Genomic DNA, 16,593 nt, shown 5'->3' with positions numbered 1-16,593 from the left:
CCGATGCAGCATTTCCTGGATATTCACACCACCGACGCGAGCGAGTTGCGCGGGATCATCGACGGCGCGCGGCACATGAAAACCGCGCGCGAGGGCCGTCCGCGCGGTGCGGCCGATGACGAGCAGCCGCTGGCGGGCCGGATGGTGGCGCTGATCTTCGAGAAGCCGTCGACGCGGACGCGGACGAGTTTCGACGTGGGCGTGCGCCAGATGGGCGGCGAGACGATGGTACTGTCGGGCGCGGACATGCAGCTGGGCCATGGCGAGACCATTGCCGACACCGCGCGTGTGATGAGCCGCTACGTCGACCTGATCATGATCCGGACCTTCGACGAAAGCGTGCTGCAGGAGATGGCCGAATATGCCGACGTGCCGGTGATCAACGGGCTGACCGACCGCACGCATCCCTGCCAGATCATGGCCGACGTGATGACCTACGAGGAACATCGCGGACCGATCAAGGGTAAGAAGGTGGTCTGGGCCGGGGATGGCAACAACGTGTGTTCATCCTTCCTGCATGCGGCGGGGCAGTTCGGGTTCGACATGACATTCACCGGACCGGCGCAGCTGGACCCGGAGGAGGAATTCGTCGGGCTGGCGCGCAAGGCGGGCAGCACGATCACCATTGAGCGCGACGCGGCCAAGGCCGTGGAGGGCGCGGACCTGGTGGTGACCGATACCTGGGTCAGCATGCACGACAGCCAGTCGAGCAAGGAACGCCGCCACAACATGCTGCGCCCGTACCAGGTGAACGCGGAGTTGATGAAGCGCGCCAAGAACGATGCACTGTTCATGCATTGCCTGCCCGCGCATCGCGAGGAAGAGGTGACGAGCCCCGTAATGGACGGGCCGCACTCGGTCGTGTTCGACGAGGCCGAGAACCGCCTGCACGCGCAGAAAGCGATCATGCGCTGGTGTCTGGGCGTCTGACGCCGGTGCGAAGGAGCGCGTTTCACGCGCGCAGGTTTGTCTCGTCGTTGCCCTTGCGGGCAAAGCCTCGGGGGGCGTCTGGCGGGCGTGACGCGTCAGGGCACGGTCAGGCGGCCTTGCGAAAGGCGGGGCTGCCTTCGGCGAGAGTATTTCTGCCAAGAAAAAGGGCGCGCCGTGGGAACCTCCCCGGACCGCATGGTCGGGTTCCTTGGCATCCGGTGCGGGGCGGTCTACGCTGGCCGTGAAGCATAGGAGCGGACATGGCAGGCGGTTTCGCACAGATCGGCGTTTACGGGCTGGGGACAATGGGCAGCGCCCTGGCGCTGAACATGGCCGAGAAGGGCTTCGAGGTGGCGGTGACCAACCGCGAAGCCGACTGGATCAGCGATTTTGTCGATGAGGCCGGGCCGCTGGCCGCGCGGTTGCATCCGCATGAAAACTTGCGCGATTTCGTGGCCGGGCTGAAGACGCCGCGGGTGATGCTGTTCATGATCCCGTCCGGCAAGCCCATGGATGCGATGATCGAGGAGGTGGCCCCATTGCTGGAGGAGGGCGACACGATCATCGACGGCGGCAATGCCGATTTCCACGACACGCGGCGACGCGCGAAGGCGCTGGCGGAGAAAGGTCTGCATTTCGTCGGCATGGGGGTGTCGGGCGGCGAGCACGGCGCGCGGCACGGGCCGTCGATGATGGTGGGTGGCAGCGACCACAGCTGGGATCAGTTGCGCGACGTGTTGCGGGCAATCGCGGCGCGGTATGAAGATGACCCGTGCGTCGATCACCTTGGCCCGGACGGGGCGGGGCATTTCGTCAAGACCGTGCATAACGGCATCGAATATGCCGACATGCAGGTGATCGCCGAGATCTATGGCCTGCTGCATTACGGCTGTGTCTGGTCGCCGGCGCAGATCGGGGCGCTGTTTTCCAGTTGGAACGACGGCGCGCTGAAATCCTACCTCGTGGAGATCACCGGCGAACTGTTGGCCTATACCGACCCGGCGACGGGGCATCCGGTGGTGGATGTCATCAAGGATGCCGCGGGACAAAAGGGTACGGGGCGCTGGACCGTGGTGGAGGCCGTTCGCATGGGCCAGGCCGCGACCATGATCGAGGCAGCGGTGGGCGCGCGCGCTTGGTCGTCGGAGAAGGACACGCGCATCAAGGCGCAGGAATTGCTGGGTGGCGAGCGCGGTCTGCTGTCCCTCGACGAGGACATCCTGGCAGAGGCGTTCATGGCGGCGCGGGTTCTGTGCTATGCGCAGGGGTTTCGCGTGCTGGAGGCGGCATCGCAGGAGTATGAGTGGGCGCTCGATTACGCCCGGATCGCCGAGGTCTGGCGGGCGGGCTGCATAATCAGATCGGTTCTGCTGGACGATATCTCGGAGGCGTTTCGCGAGGATCTGCCGCACGGGCAGTTGTTCCTGTCGCCGCGTTTCGCGGAGATCCTGAAACGGACCGTGCCGGCGCTGCGCAAGGTCGTTGCGGAGGCTGTGGCGCATGGTCACGCGATCCCGGCGCTGTCGGCGGCGCTGCAATGGTACGACAGTATGCGTCAGGGCTATGGCACCGCCAACATCATCCAGGCGCAACGGGATTTCTTCGGCTATCACGGCTTCGCGCGGCTGGGACAGGACGGCAAGTTTCACGGGCCGTGGTGGGATTGATCCTTATGCCCGAAGGGCACGCGTCTCGAGCGACGGCACGGTCGAGGCGCCCTGAAAGACCGGCGCGCCTGAGGGTCAGCCTGTCAGGCTGTTGAGCACGAAGAAGATGACCGCGGACATTACTGCGGCGGCGGGGACCGTGATGACCCAGGCGGCGACGATGGTCATGAAATGGCTGCGGCGCACCAGCTTGCGGCGGCGGCGTTCCTCGGGGGCGAGGCGCTTGCCCGTGCCGCCGGTTGTCAGCCCTTTCTGAAGGCGGCGTTCCATGTACCATTCGCGGAAGAAGCCGACGCCGAAGACGCCGCCCACCGCGATATGCGTGGAGCTGACCGGCAGGCCCAGCCAGCTGGCGACGATGACGGTGATGGCCGCCGACAGGGCGACGCAATAGGCGCGCATCGGATCGAGCTTGGTGATCTGGCTGCCGACCATGCGGATGAGCTTGGGGCCAAAGAGGAACAGGCCGAAGGAAATGCCGAAGGCGCCGATGATCATGACCCAGAGCGGGATCGCCACCTCGCCGGCAAAGCCGCCGGCCTCGGAGGCGTAGACGATGGCCGCAAGAGGGCCCACGGCGTTGGCGACGTCATTCGCGCCGTGAGCGAAGGACAGGAGCGCCGCCGAGATGATGAGCGGCAGGCCGAAGAGCGCCTTGAGCGAGCGGCGGCGGTTTTCCATTCCCTCGGACTGGCGCCGGATCAGGGGGATGGTCAGGGCGTAGATCGCTGCCCCGGTCGCCGCGCCGATCAGGAGGGCGGTGCCGATGTCGATCTTGACGATGCGTTTGAGGCCCTTCATGGCAAGGTAGGTGGCGAATGTGCCGGCCATGAGCCCCACAAGGATCGGCACCCAGCGGCGGGCGGCGGCGATCTTGTCTTCGCGATAGACAATCCGGGTCTTGATCAGGGCCAGGAAGCCGGCGGCGATGACCCCGCCCAGCACGGGCGAGATCACCCAGCTGGCGGCGATGGCGCCCATGGTCGGCCAGTTCACCGTGGCAAGGCCCGCGGCGGCGATGCCGGCGCCCATGACCCCGCCCACGACGGAGTGGGTGGTGGACACAGGGGCGCCGACCTTGGTGGCGAGGTTGACCCAGAGCGCGGCAGAGATGAGGGCGGCCATCATTGCCCAGATGAAGGTCTGTGCAGTCTGCATCCCCTCGGGGTCGATGATGCCCTTGGAGATGGTCGAGACCACGTCGCCCCCCGCCAGAAGCGCGCCCGCGCTTTCGCAGATCGCCGCGATGACGATGGCGCCGCCCATGGTGAGCGCGTTGGCCCCCACGGCGGGGCCCATGTTGTTGGCCACGTCGTTGGCGCCGATGTTGAGCGCCATGTAGGCGCCGAATGTCGCCGCGGCGATCACCACCATGTTGTTCGGAAAGGCCCCGAAGAACAGCGCCGCGCCAAGCCCCGCGATGACCATGAAAGCCAGTGCGATACCAAGCGAGACCAGCGGCCGCGAGACATAGGCCGTCGCGTATTCGATCTGGGAGATCCGCCCGAGATCCTTGTCGAGCGTCTTCCACTGGTTGTTCTGCGGGTTATCGGCCAACGGTCCCTCCCGGTCCGGTTCGGGGCAGAGCGCTAGCCGTTCTGGCGCGGCGGTTCAATGCCGCGATGTCATAAAACCGTTACATTTCCAGCAGAATGGACTTCAGACCCGGTTCCTGTACCATTTCAGCCGCATCGGCGGGGCTGACCCAGCGACGCTTGCGTTCGTCATGTTCTGGGTAGATATCGGCGAGCTGGTCGACGTGGACCTTGAAAACCTCGACCTCGACCGGGGCTTCATAGCCGCCGTCGAGTTGCTTGTCGTAGCCGAAACTGCCGACATGCCCTTCGATCTTGGCGCCCTTGCTGACACCGGCCTCTTCCCAGGCTTCCTGCAGCGCGGCCTCGGCGGCTTTCTTGCCTTCCATCGGCCAGCCCTTTGGGACAATCCAGCGGCCCGTGCCGCGGCTGGTGATCAAAAGAACCTGCGTGCCGTGCTTTTTACTGTTGCGGTAACATAGAGCGGCCACCTGCAATTCCGGCGGGCGTCGCAGAATGGGTTGGAAAAGTTCCGTCCAGGCTTTTTTCATCGCTGTCGTCATGCCGCTGCTCTCAATATATTTGTTTTCTTTTAAGTATATACGTTTTTTGCCGCAGGAATCAACTTTTGGCTATTGCAAAAGATGCAGTCTCAGCCTTGGCGGCGTTTGGCGCGCAGGGTCGGGTCGGCCTCGCGCGGGTTTTCGGGCCAGGGGTGCTTGGGATACTGCCCGCGCATGTCCTTGCGGACGTCCGCATACGAACTGTCCCAGAAGCCGGGAATGTCGAGCGTGGTTTGCACCGGGCGGCCTGCGGGCGACAGAAGGGTGACGCGCAGCGGCGTGCGGCCCACGGTGGGGTGGGTGGTCTGGCCGAACATTTCCTGCAGGCGCAGGGAAATTTCGGGATGGTCGCCGGAATAATCGATGGGGATGCGGCGACCGAGGGGCGTGGTGAAATGCGCCGGGGCGGCGGCGTCAACGCGCTGCATCTGGTCATAGGTCAGCCGCGCGCGCAGGGCGTCCAGCATGTCGAAGCGCTTCCAGTCGGCGGCGGTCTTGAGGCCGGTGATGTAAGGCAGGAGCCAGGTTTCGAGGTCTTCGAGGAGGGCGGCGTCTGACATGTCGGGCAGGTCCTCGCCTGCCTCGCGCAGCAGGGCAACGCGGGCGGCGAAGCGGCGGGCGGGGTCGGACCAGTTCAGGCCGAGGTCGCGGATGCCGTCGAGCATGGCACGGGCGATGGCGTCGTCAGGGGCGTCCTTCCACATGCGGTCGTCCAGAACCAGCGCGCCGAAACGTTCCTGTCTGCGGGTGACGACGCGGCGGTCGCGGCGGTCCCAGTGGCAGACGTCGTGCCAGGCGATCTGATCGGCGAAGAGGGCGCGAAGCTCGGACTCGGAAAGCGCGACGGCCTGCCGGATGCGGGCCTCGCGCGGGTTGCCGTCAAGGTCGGTGGCGACCAGCAGGCGTTGACCGGCGAGGGGGTCTTCGTCGGGCAAAAGCGCGCCCTTGCCGCCCGAAAGGACGAAGCGAGGGGCGTCCCCCTTGCGGCGCAGGCCGATGCGGTCAGGGTAGGCGAGCGCGGCGCATTCCGCGTCGGACATCCCGTTGGCCCGCGTCGATTTTGCCTTTGCCGCCAGGCGCTTGGCTTCGGCACGGATGCGCATCACCGCGCCGTGGTTGGCAGGGTGCGGGTGTCGGCCCTTGGGGTCGCGCAGGGTGGCCATGCGCAGGGTGAGGTCAACCGGGGCGCCGCGTGGCAGCGGGTCGCGGTCGGCCAGCAGGGCGGCGAGCAGGGCCGCGTCCGGTCCGGCGGTGCCCAACATATGGGCGAGGCGCGGGTGCAGGGGGAGCTTGGCCAGCGTCTTGCCATGCTCGGTGATGCGGGCCTTTGCATCGAGGGCACCCAGCATCTGCAAGAGCGCCTGCGCCTCGGCATAGCTGCCGGGATTGGGCGGGGTGAGGAAGGGCAGGTCTTCGGGCGTGGCGCCCCAGAGCGCCAGTTCGAGGGCGAGGCCCGACAGGTCGGTCGCCTCGATTTCGGCCGGGGGATAGGCGGGCAGGGCGCCTTCCTCTCCCTTGGTCCAGAGGCGGTAGCAGGTGCCTTCCGCGACGCGCCCCGCGCGGCCTGCGCGTTGCGTGGCCTCGGCGCGCGTGACGGGCTCGGTCACCAGCCGCGACATGCCGGAGCCGGGGTCGAACCGGGCGCGGCGGGACTTGCCGCCGTCGACCACCACGCGGATATCCTCGATGGTCAGCGAGGTTTCGGCGATGGAGGTGGCAAGGACCACCTTTCGGCCCTCGCTCACGGGCGCGATGGCGGCGCGCTGGGCGGCGAAGTCCATCGCTCCGAAGAGCGGGCGGATTTGGCAATCGGGCGGCAGGCGGTCCTTCAGCAGGGCCTCGGTGCGACGGATCTCGCCTTCGCCGGGGAGGAAGACGAGGACGCCGCCCGTGGTCTCGGACACGGCCTTGGTAACGAGGTCGGCAAGGGCCGCGTCCCACCTTGTTTTCTTAGGTATGGGCGCGTCGATGTGGCGGGTTTCGACCGGGAAGCTGCGGCCTTCGGAGGTGACGATGGGGGCCTGCATCAGCTCGGCCACCGGGGTGGCGTCGAGTGTGGCGGACATGGCCAAGAGCAACAGGTCGTCGCGCAGGGCACCGGCCACTTCGAGGCAGAGAGCAAGCCCGAGATCGGCGTTGAGAGAGCGTTCGTGGAACTCGTCGAAGATCACGGCGCCGATGCCGGTGAGTTCCGGGTCGGACTGGATGCGGCGGGTGAGGATGCCTTCGGTGACGACCTCGATCCGGGTCGCCTCGGAGACTTTGGCATCGCCGCGGACACGGTAGCCCACTGTTTCGCCTGTTTTTTCGCCCAAGGTGGACGCCATGCGCTCGGCGGCGGCACGGGCGGCGAGGCGGCGAGGCTCCAGCATGACGATGCGGCCTTGGGTGAGGCGGTCGGCCAGCATTTCCAGGGGCACGACGGTGGTCTTGCCCGCCCCGGGGGGCGCTTGCAGCACGGCGCGGCCGGTGTTGCGCAACGCGGTGAGAAGCGCCGGAATGGCGTCGTCGATGGGAAGCCTGTCGCGGGTCATGTCCCGCCTTATCGGCGATGCATCGACACTTTGCCATAGCGGGTGCGCACGACCACGGTGTCGGCGCGCATGGCGTTCCCCTGCGGGACATAGATGATCGACACCGGAGCGGTGCTGTGGCGCAGTTCGCTGGCGGAATAGCCGGCGATGCGGCGGTACTGCCCCGAGCATTGGACGCGGCCGCCATCGAGGGCCTTCCGGCTGGTAAGTCTGAGACGGGCGTGGCGGTGGCCGTCGTAAACGTCCGCGTTCAAGGAACAAAGCTGGTTCGGAGCCTGGTCGCGCAGGGCGGCATAGAGCGCCGTCAACGGGTCGTAGGCGCCGGGCAGGGTGCGTGGATTGACGGCGGGTGCGCTGCTGCCGGTGTCGCCTGTGACCCGCGTGGCGACGCCGCCGGAAAAAGAGATCTTGAGGTTGGTCGAGCGGCGGCCCTCGGAGGTGACCTCGGAATAGCTTCGCGGGACGAAACGATTGCCGGATTTGCCGCCGCTGGCGGACAGATCGAAGCTGGCCTGTTTCAGCGCGGAGAGTGCACCCGTGGTGGCGAAGCGGGCGCGGGTGCTGTAGGCGCTGGCGGTTTCGTTGCTGGCCATGGCCATTTCGCCGACCTTGGCGCCGATCAGGCGGACGTCGTAGCGGGCCTGGCTGCTGTCCGCGAGCGCGGTGGTCGCGCCGAGCGCGGTAAGAAGCGCCGCGAGGGCGACATAGGTTAACCGGATCTTGACTGTCACGTGCGGGCCTCTTGCATTGCATCCGTGGAAGGACATGGCGCAAGAACCAAAGTAACACGTTCAGCCCGGATTTCATCCCGGCATATGAAGTGGGTCCGTGCGGGAGTGTGGCGCGCAAGTGGTTACCATCGGGTAAACCGGCCCTGCGGTGCCGGGGGCTGTTACGGTTGCTGGACATTTCCGGCCCGGCTGGGGCACAAGGCGGAAGGCCCTGACAGGGATCGCAATGCGGCGATCCGGACCGGAGGAGACGACGCGCGATGACCGATACCGAAAAGCTGGCCGAGCAGTTGGTGGCGCAGGAACGCCGCGCGCTGGCGCGGGCGATCACGCTGGTGGAAAGCGGGCGAGCCGATCACCGGGACGCGGCGCAGGCCCTGCTGGACCGGGTGGCGGGGCATGGAAAACAGGCCGTTCGCATCGGGTTGTCGGGCACGCCGGGGGTTGGAAAAAGCACGTTTATCGAGGCGTTTGGCATGATGTTGACCGGCAAGGGCCTGCGTGTGGCGGTGCTGGCGGTGGACCCCAGCTCGGCGCGGTCGGGCGGGTCGATCCTGGGCGACAAGACGCGGATGGAGCGGTTGAGCCGCGAGCCTGGTGCGTTCATTCGCCCCTCGCCCAGCCAGACGCATCTGGGCGGCGTGGCGCGGCGCACGCGCGAGGCGGTGACGCTGTGCGAGGCGGCGGGGTTCGACGTGGTGCTGATCGAGACCGTGGGCGTGGGACAGTCCGAGACGGTGGTGTCGGAGATGTGCGATTTGTTCCTGCTGCTGCTGGCCCCGGCGGGCGGCGACGAGTTGCAGGGGGTGAAGCGCGGGATCATGGAGATTGCCGATCTGATCCTTGTGAACAAGGCGGATGGCGATCTGAAATCAGCGGCGACAAGGACCTGCACCGACTATGCTGGCGCGTTGCGATTGTTGCGCAAACGGCCGCAGGATCCGGAGGGCTTTCCCAAGGCGATGATGGTGTCGGCCTTGCAGGACGAGGGGTTGAACGCGGCCTGGGACGAGATGAATGCGCTGGTCGACTGGCGCCGTGAGAACGGGCATTTCGATGCGCGTCGCGAGGAACAGGCGCGGTACTGGTTCGGCGAGGAAGTGAAGCGGGGCCTGATGGCGCAGCTGGAAACACCGGAGGCGCGGGCGCTGATGGAAGAGGGCGCCGAGGACGTGGCCGCGGGGCGCACGGTGCCCAGCGTGGCGGCGCAGCGGGTCTTGGACCGGCTTTCCGAATCGAAGGGTTAACCCGGTCGGACCGGCGAAATCGACGTCGGTATCGCGTCGGTATTCGGGTGGTATTGCGACGGTGCGGTTGTCGCGGGAGCGGTGGTTAACCGAGCGTGCGTGGTTAAGGGGTGGTTAACGCAGGGCGCGTGGGTTTTCACCCACCCTACGCGGTTTGGGTGGCGGGGTGAAGATAGCCCTGCGCGATTTGGGTGGGTGAAGTCGTAGGGTGGGGTGGAACCCCACCCTACGAGGTCCCGGATCACGTCCGGGACGGGCGCGTGGCCGGTGGCGTCAGAGGTCCACGCGGGTGACGGTGTAGCCCTTGTCTTCGAGCAGCCTGAGGATGCCCACCTCGCCCGGCAGGTGGCCGGCGCCCACGGCGATGAGCACATGCTCGCCCGGCGCGACCTGCGACTCCAGCCGGTCGATCCAGCCCAGGTTGCGTTTTTCCAGCAGCAGGTCCTCGACCATGGCAAAGCCCTCGGCCCCGGCCTCGCCGCCGTACTCCTCGGACACGTAGCGCGAGAACACCAGCGTCAGGGCGATCTCTTCTGCAAGGTAGCGTTCGCGGATCGTATAGGACAGATCGTTCATGTCGCCGGGCCAGGCGAGCGACATGCGGATCATCTCGATCTGGTCGTCCATCGGGAAGCTGTCGAGCAGGGTCAGCAGGTCGTCGAAATCCTCGAGCGAGCGGGTGGGGTTGCCGGCCTCGGCGGCGCGGTCGCCGACCAGCATGTCGATGCCCTTGGCCTCGAACGCGCCGGACTGCGCCTCGCAGGGGCCGATGCCGAGCATCATCCCGGCCCAGAGCGGCTTGAACTTGGCGGCCATGAAGCCGGGGATCATCCGGGCCTGCATCTCGGCGCGGTAATGCTGCCAGTCTTCCTCGCCCAGAAGGTCGGGCAGGGTGGGGCCCTCGGTGATGAACATGAGCGACGGGTTTTCGGCCATCGCCCTCTGCATCGCCATCTGGTCATCGTTGGAGATTTCCAGGTAGATCTTGTCGGCGTCCTCGATCATCGGCGCCAGGCGGTCGAGATGGGCGTCGGTCAGGCGGTGCTTGAAGTGGTAGGTGCCGAAAATGTCGATCACCGTGTCGCCGCGCGTGGCCTGCCACAAAAGCCCCTCGGCATGGGGCATTGCATCTGCTTCTTTGCGAAGGGTTTCGAGGGTTTCGGCGGGCAGCGCGTCGATCAGGTCGGCGCCGCCGCAGGTGTCGCCCGGGGTGTCTTGCGCGGCGGCGGGCAGGGAGAGGCCGAGCGAGAAACACAAGGGGGCCAGCAGCGAGGTGCGCAAAGTTTTCATCATCTGACCCCTTGTTTTACGTGCTTGAAACAAGATGTAGAGGGGCAGGGCGAGGTGCGCAACAACGCCCCGCGCCTGACGACGCAAAATTTTCCCAAACTCATGTTGACAGCTTAGTGATCGCTCCTTAGCTATGCGCCGTTAGCACTCGACTACGGTGAGTGATAACGGTCTCCGCAGGGGGGCCTGAGGGAAACTTGATAGCCAAGGAGCAAAAGCTATGGCATTCAAACCGCTGCATGACCGCGTGCTTGTACGCCGCGTTGAGAGCGAAGAAAAAACCGCTGGTGGGCTGATTATCCCCGACAGTGCCAAGGAAAAACCCAGCGAAGGTGAAGTCGTTGCTGTTGGCGATGGCGCCCGCAAGGATAACGGCGAGCTGATCGAGATGGCCGTTTCCGTCGGCGACCGCATCCTGTTCGGCAAATGGTCGGGCACGGAAATCACGATCGACGGCGAAGAGCTGCTGATCATGAAAGAGAGCGACATCCTGGGTGTGACGACCGACGCGAAGGCCGCGCAAGCCGCCTGAACGCCACGGATCGTATCCTAAGCTGACCAACCAATTAAGACATCAGGAGCGACTTATATGTCTGCAAAAGACGTGAAATTCGATACCGATGCCCGCAACAAGATGCTGCGCGGCGTCAACGTCCTGGCCGATGCGGTCAAGGTGACCCTTGGCCCCAAAGGCCGTAACGTGGTTCTGGACAAATCCTTCGGCGCGCCGCGCATCACCAAGGACGGTGTGTCGGTTGCCAAGGAAATCGAACTGGAAGACAAGTTCGAGAACATGGGCGCGCAAATGGTGAAAGAAGTCGCCAGCCGCACCAATGACGAAGCCGGCGACGGCACCACCACCGCGACCGTGCTGGCCCAAGCCATCGTCAAAGAAGGCATGAAGGCCGTGGCCGCGGGCATGAACCCGATGGACCTCAAGCGCGGCATCGACCTTGCCACCAGCAAAGTCGTCGACGCGATCAAATCCGCCGCACGCGAAGTCAACGACTCGGCCGAAGTGGCGCAAGTCGGCACCGTGTCGGCCAACGGCGAAGCCGAGATCGGCCAGATGATCGCGGACGCGATGCAGAAGGTCGGCAACGAGGGTGTCATCACCGTCGAGGAAAACAAAGGCCTCGTCACCGAGACCGACGTCGTTGAAGGCATGCAGTTCGACCGTGGCTACCTGAGCCCGTACTTCGTGACCAACGCCGACAAGATGACCACCGAGCTGGAAGACTGCATGATCCTGCTGCACGAGAAGAAACTCTCGTCGCTGCAGCCGATGGTGCCGCTGCTGGAGCAAGTCATCCAGTCGCAAAAACCGCTGCTGATCATCGCGGAAGACGTGGAAGGCGAAGCGCTGGCGACCCTCGTGGTCAACAAGCTGCGCGGTGGCCTGAAGATCGCCGCCGTCAAGGCGCCGGGCTTTGGTGACCGTCGCAAGGCCATGCTGCAGGACATCGCGATCCTGACGGGCGGCCAGGTGATTTCCGAAGACCTGGGCATGAAGCTGGACAACGTCACGATGGATATGCTTGGCCAGGCCAAGAAAGTGTCGATCACCAAGGACGAAACCACCATCGTCGACGGTGCTGGCGAGAAGGCCGAGATCGAAGCACGGGTCAGCCAGATCCGCACGCAGATCGAGGAAACCACCAGCGACTACGACCGCGAGAAGCTGCAAGAGCGTGTTGCCAAGCTGGCTGGCGGCGTTGCCGTCATCCGCGTGGGCGGCATGACCGAGGTCGAAGTGAAAGAGCGCAAGGACCGTGTCGATGACGCGCTGAACGCGACCCGCGCGGCCGTTCAGGAAGGTATCGTCGTGGGCGGTGGTGTCGCGCTTGTCCAAGGTGCGAAGGCGCTGGACGGCGTCGAGGGTGCCAACAGCGACCAGAACAACGGTATCGCCATCGTTCGCAAGGCGCTTGAAGCGCCGCTGCGCCAGATCGCGGAGAACGCGGGCGTTGACGGTTCGGTTGTTGCGGGCAAGATCCGTGAATCGGACGACCTGAAGTTCGGCTTCAACGCGCAGACCGAAGAATATGGCGACATGTTCAAGTTCGGCGTGATCGACCCCGCGAAGGTCGTGCGCACCGCACTGGAAGACGCCTCTTCGATCGCCGGTCTGCTGATCACGACCGAAGCGATGGTTGCCGACAAGCCGCAGAAAGAAGGCGCCGGCGGCGGTGCTGGCGGCGGCATGCCCGACATGGGCGGCATGGGCGGCATGATGTAAGGTTTTCGCATCCGCGAAAACCGATGCCCGGCGGGCGTTTGGCGAAAGCCTGATGTCTGACGGGTGCCGCAAGGAAAAAGAGGGGCCGTCCAATTGGGGCGGCCCTTTTTCATGTCGTCAGATATTCATTTCGCGCCAGAGCGCCTCGGCGCGCTGGCGTAGGTCTGAACCCTCCGGGGCGCGATAACAGCTTGAGAACGTGTCGTCGAAGCGATCGTGCAGTTCCGGGTTGCTTTCATAATAGCTGGTGTCGACATTCCTGAGACTGGCGTAGAGTTCGGCATCATCCAGAACTCGGGCGGCGTGTTCCTGACACAGGCAGATCTGGGCCATGGCGCGCTCTGACACGTCGAGCCCTCGGCTTTGCATCGCTTGCAGTTGGAGTGGGTAGCATTGCGCGATGAAGGCGTCCGGGCTGTCCGGGATGCCGCCGATTCGAGCCGCGGGCGCACCATCGGGCAGGGTGACGTTCATGACGTTGGCCAACCCGGATTCGAGTTGACGGAACCCATCGCCGTCGCAGCCCTGCTGCGAAATCAGTTCGAGAACGGCGCTGCGCACCGAGGAGATCGAGCGGGTCTGATAGGTGCGAATGTTTGCTTGGGCCCAGTCCGCGAATTCGCGGCGCACGCGCAACGCATCATCGGATTCGTCGGTTTCGCTGTACTTGTAGTTGCCAAAGCCGTCACGCGTCGTGGTGGTTCTGGTAATTCTGACCGGGATCGTCACGGCGTCCGGCCCGTAGCACGCCTTGACATGTCTGGAGATCGCCTGAAGCGCGAGCATGGCGTCGGTGGTTATTTCGGCGGGGTCGGCCAGCGTCGTGTCGTGTCTCAGGATCGCCATCAGCCCGGGACGGGAGGTTGCATGATCCCGCAAGGAGGGCGGAATGCCGGCGATGTCGGCGTTCCCGACGGCAGCCGTCAGCCGGTATTCGCGCTGCCAGCCGTCGTTGCCATCGAAGACATAGAGCAGGATTGAAGAGTCCGCGCGCTGCGTTGTCGTCGCGAAGGCTGAGAGGACGCCGGAAAGGCTGGAGTCCCCGCCCCTGATATCAGTGCCGCGCAGTACGTCCCCGACACGTGCGCCCTGCGAGGCGGCCGCCCCGCCCGGCCTGAGCGCCGCGACAAACGCCCGGTTCTCGTGCTCTTGAAAAAATATCCCGAAGCGGTCCCACGCGATGGCCTGCCCGTCTTGCGCCTGTGCATTGTCCAGGCGACGCGAGAGGTCAGGGGTGATCCCGTACAAACCGGCATTGCGGGCGTTCTGAATCGGATTGTCTTGTGCCGATGCGATGTCAGGGCCCGGCAGGCCAAGCGAAATCGCGATCGTGAGAAGCGTCAACAATGGTCTCATCATTCAAATCCCGGATAGCTTAATCCGGATAGAATGCACCAGCGACCGAGTCGAAACAATCCGGCGTCAAGCCAGGGCCCGAGGCCTCTCAGGCGGCGAACAGCCCGGAATTGCCCGGCGCGTCGGAGATACGCAGCGAGGGTTTGCGCGTTGGGGCGGTCTTGCCCTTGAGCACGGCCGACAGCTCGGCATGGATCTCCTCGATCTCGTAGGTGTCGCCTGAGAGCGCGATGGCCGGCGCATCTTTGCCCGCCACGCGCACAAGCAGGGTGGCCAGTCCGCCCGGCTGGGCCGGGCGGCGCAGGAAGACGCTTTCGATCGACCCCAGGTCGATCTCGCGGCTGATGCGGGCCTGGTTGTGCATGTTGAGCTTGGTCAGGGTCAGCTTGCCGGCCTGCATGTCCAACGTCATGCACCGGCGAAAGCCACGGGTGCCGTAAACGAAGACGCCGAGGCCGGCCAGCGCCATGAGCGAGGCCAGCATGCCGTATGCGGCCAGGCGGCCGGTTTCGGGATCGACCGGCAGGAAGAACCACATGGTGACCGAGCCCATGACCATCACGATGCCCGCGATACGCAGGGCCATTTCGGTCACCGCCTCGATCTTGAAACGCTCGAAGCGTTCGCCAGCCACGAGGCCCTGCGCCGTGGCTGTCATGTCGACGGTGTGCAGGCCCGCCTTGGTGTTGGACTCCAGATAGGCCATATGCCGGTTCCTTATCGATGTCGTTGGACAAGCATTAACCGGGAATCCGGGCCATATTGCGGCCCCTGCAAAGCGAGATGGTGCCAGACTCGAGAAAATCGCGCGAAGGTTGTGGCGTCGCGCTCGGCGACAGAACTGAGCGTGACAGGTCAGACGCGGGCCTTGGGGCGCACGATATGAAAGCTGCCGCTCATGTAGGTGAGCGGTTTCTCCCCGGCGTCGGAGATGCCTGTGACGTCGCCGATGCAGATCGCGTGGCTGCCATGGACGTGGCGGTGCGTCAGGCTGCAGGAAAACGCCGTGGCGCGGGGCAGAAGGGGGCCGTATTCGGTATCGAACACTTCGACCCCTTCGAACCGGTCCGGGCGTTCGGCATCGAACGAGCCTGCGAAACGCCGGGCAAGGTCGTCGGCATCCTCTGGCAGGATGTTGACACAGAAAGCGCCGTTGGCCGAAACCGCGCGGGCGATGGTGCTGTCCGCCTTGAGGCACACCAGCACCGACGGGGGGTCGGCGGACAGCGACGTGAAGGCGCTGACCGTCGCGCCGGCACGCCCCGAGGGGCCGTCGGTGGTGACGACGGTGACCGTGGCGGCCACCTGTCGCATGGCCCCTATGAATGCGTCGCGCGCGGTGGTCATAGTATGTCCTTCTGGCCGGAACCCGTCCTGTTCCGAGTGTTCCATAAGCTGGCATCTCCGGCCGGGATGTCAATGGCGGACGCCGTCGTCGGGAGCAATTGCGCTGAGGCCGCTTTCGCCGTATCAGGGCGGCCATGAACGAGACCTCCAATGCCATTGCGATCATGCCTTATGACGTCCGGCCGGGCCTGCGGCCGGGGCGGGTGCGCCTTGACGCGCTTCTCTGGCCGATGGGGCGGCCCGAAAGGCTGGCGGGTGCGGAGCGGACGGTGCGCGATCTTGGGCCGGACGATCACCTGGTGGTCTTCACGTCGAGCCTGCTCTATCGCCGGCCCTGGCTTGGCACGCGGGCGAAGGTGTCGGTGATGATACTTGAGCCGGAAGCCATTCATGGCGACCACATGCAGAAGCTGCGCCGCCAGTACGCGCGGTTTCACAAGGTGCTAACTGCCAATGCCGACCTGCTGGCCGCGATCCCCAACGGGGTGCTTTTTCCGCAGGGCATTACCTGGGTCGGGGACCGGACGAAGCTGGACCTGACGAAAACGAAGGCCTGCAGCCTGATCGCGTCGGCCAAGCGGTCGCAGGAGGGACATGCGCTGCGCCATACGATGGTGGATTACGTCCGCGCCGAAGGGCTGGACGTGGACGTGATGGGCGGCGGGTATCAGCCGTTCGAGCGCAAGGCCGACGGGCTGGCGCCCTATCGCTTTTCGCTGGTGATCGAGAACGTGCGGGAGGTGAATTACTTCACCGAAAAGCTGATCGACGCGGTGCTGTGCAAATGCGTGCCGATCTACTGGGGTTGTCCGAATATCGCGGACTTCATCGATACCTCGGGCATGATCGTTTGCGAGAGCGAGGCGGAATTGAAGGCTGCGATGCAGGACCTGTCGGAAGAGCGTTATGCCGCGCTGTTGCCCAGGCTGGAGGAAGCGATGCCGAAGGCGGAGATCTATGGCGAGTTGTATGAGCGCGCGGCGCGGGCGGTTGTGGGGGACTGAGGTTCCGGCCCTATACCGTCGCGGTCGAGGCGGGGGCGGTCGCCACCCCAGGGGCTGACGCTCGCCTTCGTCGTGACCAGCAGCAAAGTTCGAATAGCCGACACTGGCGCGCCAACCAGTACGGGCCGCCCCAACAAGGGAGGGCCCGGT

14 protein-coding genes are annotated in these 16,593 nt (G+C 65.2%); 6 read left to right on the top strand and 8 right to left on the bottom strand.

The features are described from left to right. Positions 1-3: 3 nt before the first annotated feature. Positions 4-930, top strand: a complete 927-nt coding sequence (gene argF / locus PVV74_RS09935) for an ornithine carbamoyltransferase (RefSeq protein WP_274593054.1) — start codon at positions 4-6, stop codon at positions 928-930. Between the two features lie 260 nt (positions 931-1,190). Then, on the top strand, positions 1,191-2,597 hold the full coding sequence (gndA, locus tag PVV74_RS09930) for an NADP-dependent phosphogluconate dehydrogenase (protein ID WP_274593053.1): 1,407 nt from the start codon (positions 1,191-1,193) through the stop codon (positions 2,595-2,597). Between the two features lie 75 nt (positions 2,598-2,672). Here the strand turns inward: gndA and PVV74_RS09925 are convergent, their stop codons facing one another. From PVV74_RS09925 to PVV74_RS09910, 4 genes are all read right to left on the bottom strand, one after another. Further along, the gene (locus PVV74_RS09925) at positions 2,673-4,154 is read right to left on the bottom strand and encodes an inorganic phosphate transporter (protein WP_274593052.1); all 1,482 of its coding nucleotides are present in this window, start codon (positions 4,152-4,154) and stop codon (positions 2,673-2,675) included. 79 nt (positions 4,155-4,233) lie between these two features. Next, entirely contained in the window at positions 4,234-4,683 is a 450-nt protein-coding gene (locus PVV74_RS09920; protein WP_274593051.1) for an NUDIX hydrolase, read from the bottom strand. Positions 4,684-4,784: 101 nt separating this feature from the next. After that, positions 4,785-7,229 (bottom strand): ATP-dependent helicase HrpB, encoded by a 2,445-nt coding sequence (gene hrpB / locus PVV74_RS09915; protein WP_274593050.1) that lies wholly within the window; start codon positions 7,227-7,229, stop codon positions 4,785-4,787. Positions 7,230-7,237: 8 nt separating this feature from the next. Further along, entirely contained in the window at positions 7,238-7,960 is a 723-nt protein-coding gene (locus tag PVV74_RS09910) for a DUF3108 domain-containing protein (protein ID WP_274593049.1), read from the bottom strand. A 260-nt stretch (positions 7,961-8,220) separates the two neighbouring features. On the opposite strand from PVV74_RS09910, the gene meaB reads away from it, so the two are divergent. Beyond that, entirely contained in the window at positions 8,221-9,207 is a 987-nt protein-coding gene (meaB, locus tag PVV74_RS09905; protein WP_103763299.1) for a methylmalonyl Co-A mutase-associated GTPase MeaB, read from the top strand. 273 nt (positions 9,208-9,480) lie between these two features. On the opposite strand, the gene PVV74_RS09900 is transcribed toward meaB, so the two are convergent. Further along, positions 9,481-10,497 (bottom strand): TraB/GumN family protein, encoded by a 1,017-nt coding sequence (locus PVV74_RS09900; protein ID WP_245890477.1) that lies wholly within the window; start codon positions 10,495-10,497, stop codon positions 9,481-9,483. A gap of 220 nt (positions 10,498-10,717) precedes the next feature. Here PVV74_RS09900 and groES point away from each other — a divergent pair, with 220 nt between their 5' ends. Together groES and groL are read left to right on the top strand one after the other, a co-directional pair. Beyond that, positions 10,718-11,029, top strand: a complete 312-nt coding sequence (gene groES / locus PVV74_RS09895) for a co-chaperone GroES (RefSeq protein WP_103763300.1) — start codon at positions 10,718-10,720, stop codon at positions 11,027-11,029. 57 nt (positions 11,030-11,086) lie between these two features. Then, a complete protein-coding gene (gene groL / locus PVV74_RS09890; protein ID WP_103763301.1) occupies positions 11,087-12,736 on the top strand; it encodes a chaperonin GroEL in 1,650 nt (549 codons plus the stop codon). Between the two features lie 117 nt (positions 12,737-12,853). Here the strand turns inward: groL and PVV74_RS09885 are convergent, their stop codons facing one another. The 3 genes from PVV74_RS09885 to PVV74_RS09875 all read right to left on the bottom strand — a co-directional run bounded on the left by PVV74_RS09885 (position 12,854) and on the right by PVV74_RS09875 (position 15,439). Continuing rightward, on the bottom strand, positions 12,854-14,080 hold the full coding sequence (locus PVV74_RS09885; RefSeq protein WP_274593048.1) for a hypothetical protein: 1,227 nt from the start codon (positions 14,078-14,080) through the stop codon (positions 12,854-12,856). Positions 14,081-14,180: 100 nt separating this feature from the next. Further along, a complete protein-coding gene (locus tag PVV74_RS09880; protein WP_274593047.1) occupies positions 14,181-14,798 on the bottom strand; it encodes a hypothetical protein in 618 nt (205 codons plus the stop codon). Between the two features lie 149 nt (positions 14,799-14,947). Beyond that, positions 14,948-15,439, bottom strand: a complete 492-nt coding sequence (locus PVV74_RS09875) for a flavin reductase family protein (protein WP_103763450.1) — start codon at positions 15,437-15,439, stop codon at positions 14,948-14,950. 134 nt (positions 15,440-15,573) lie between these two features. On the opposite strand from PVV74_RS09875, the gene PVV74_RS09870 reads away from it, so the two are divergent. Then, positions 15,574-16,443, top strand: coding sequence for a glycosyltransferase family 10 domain-containing protein (locus PVV74_RS09870; protein WP_274593046.1), 870 nt, complete (start codon positions 15,574-15,576; stop codon positions 16,441-16,443). Positions 16,444-16,593: the final 150 nt, after the last annotated feature.

Origin of the sequence: Roseovarius sp. SK2, from assembly GCF_028807495.1 — a bacterium.
Classification (GTDB): Bacteria; Pseudomonadota; Alphaproteobacteria; order Rhodobacterales; family Rhodobacteraceae; genus Roseovarius; species Roseovarius confluentis.
This window is presented reverse-complemented; position numbering and strand designations above follow the sequence as displayed.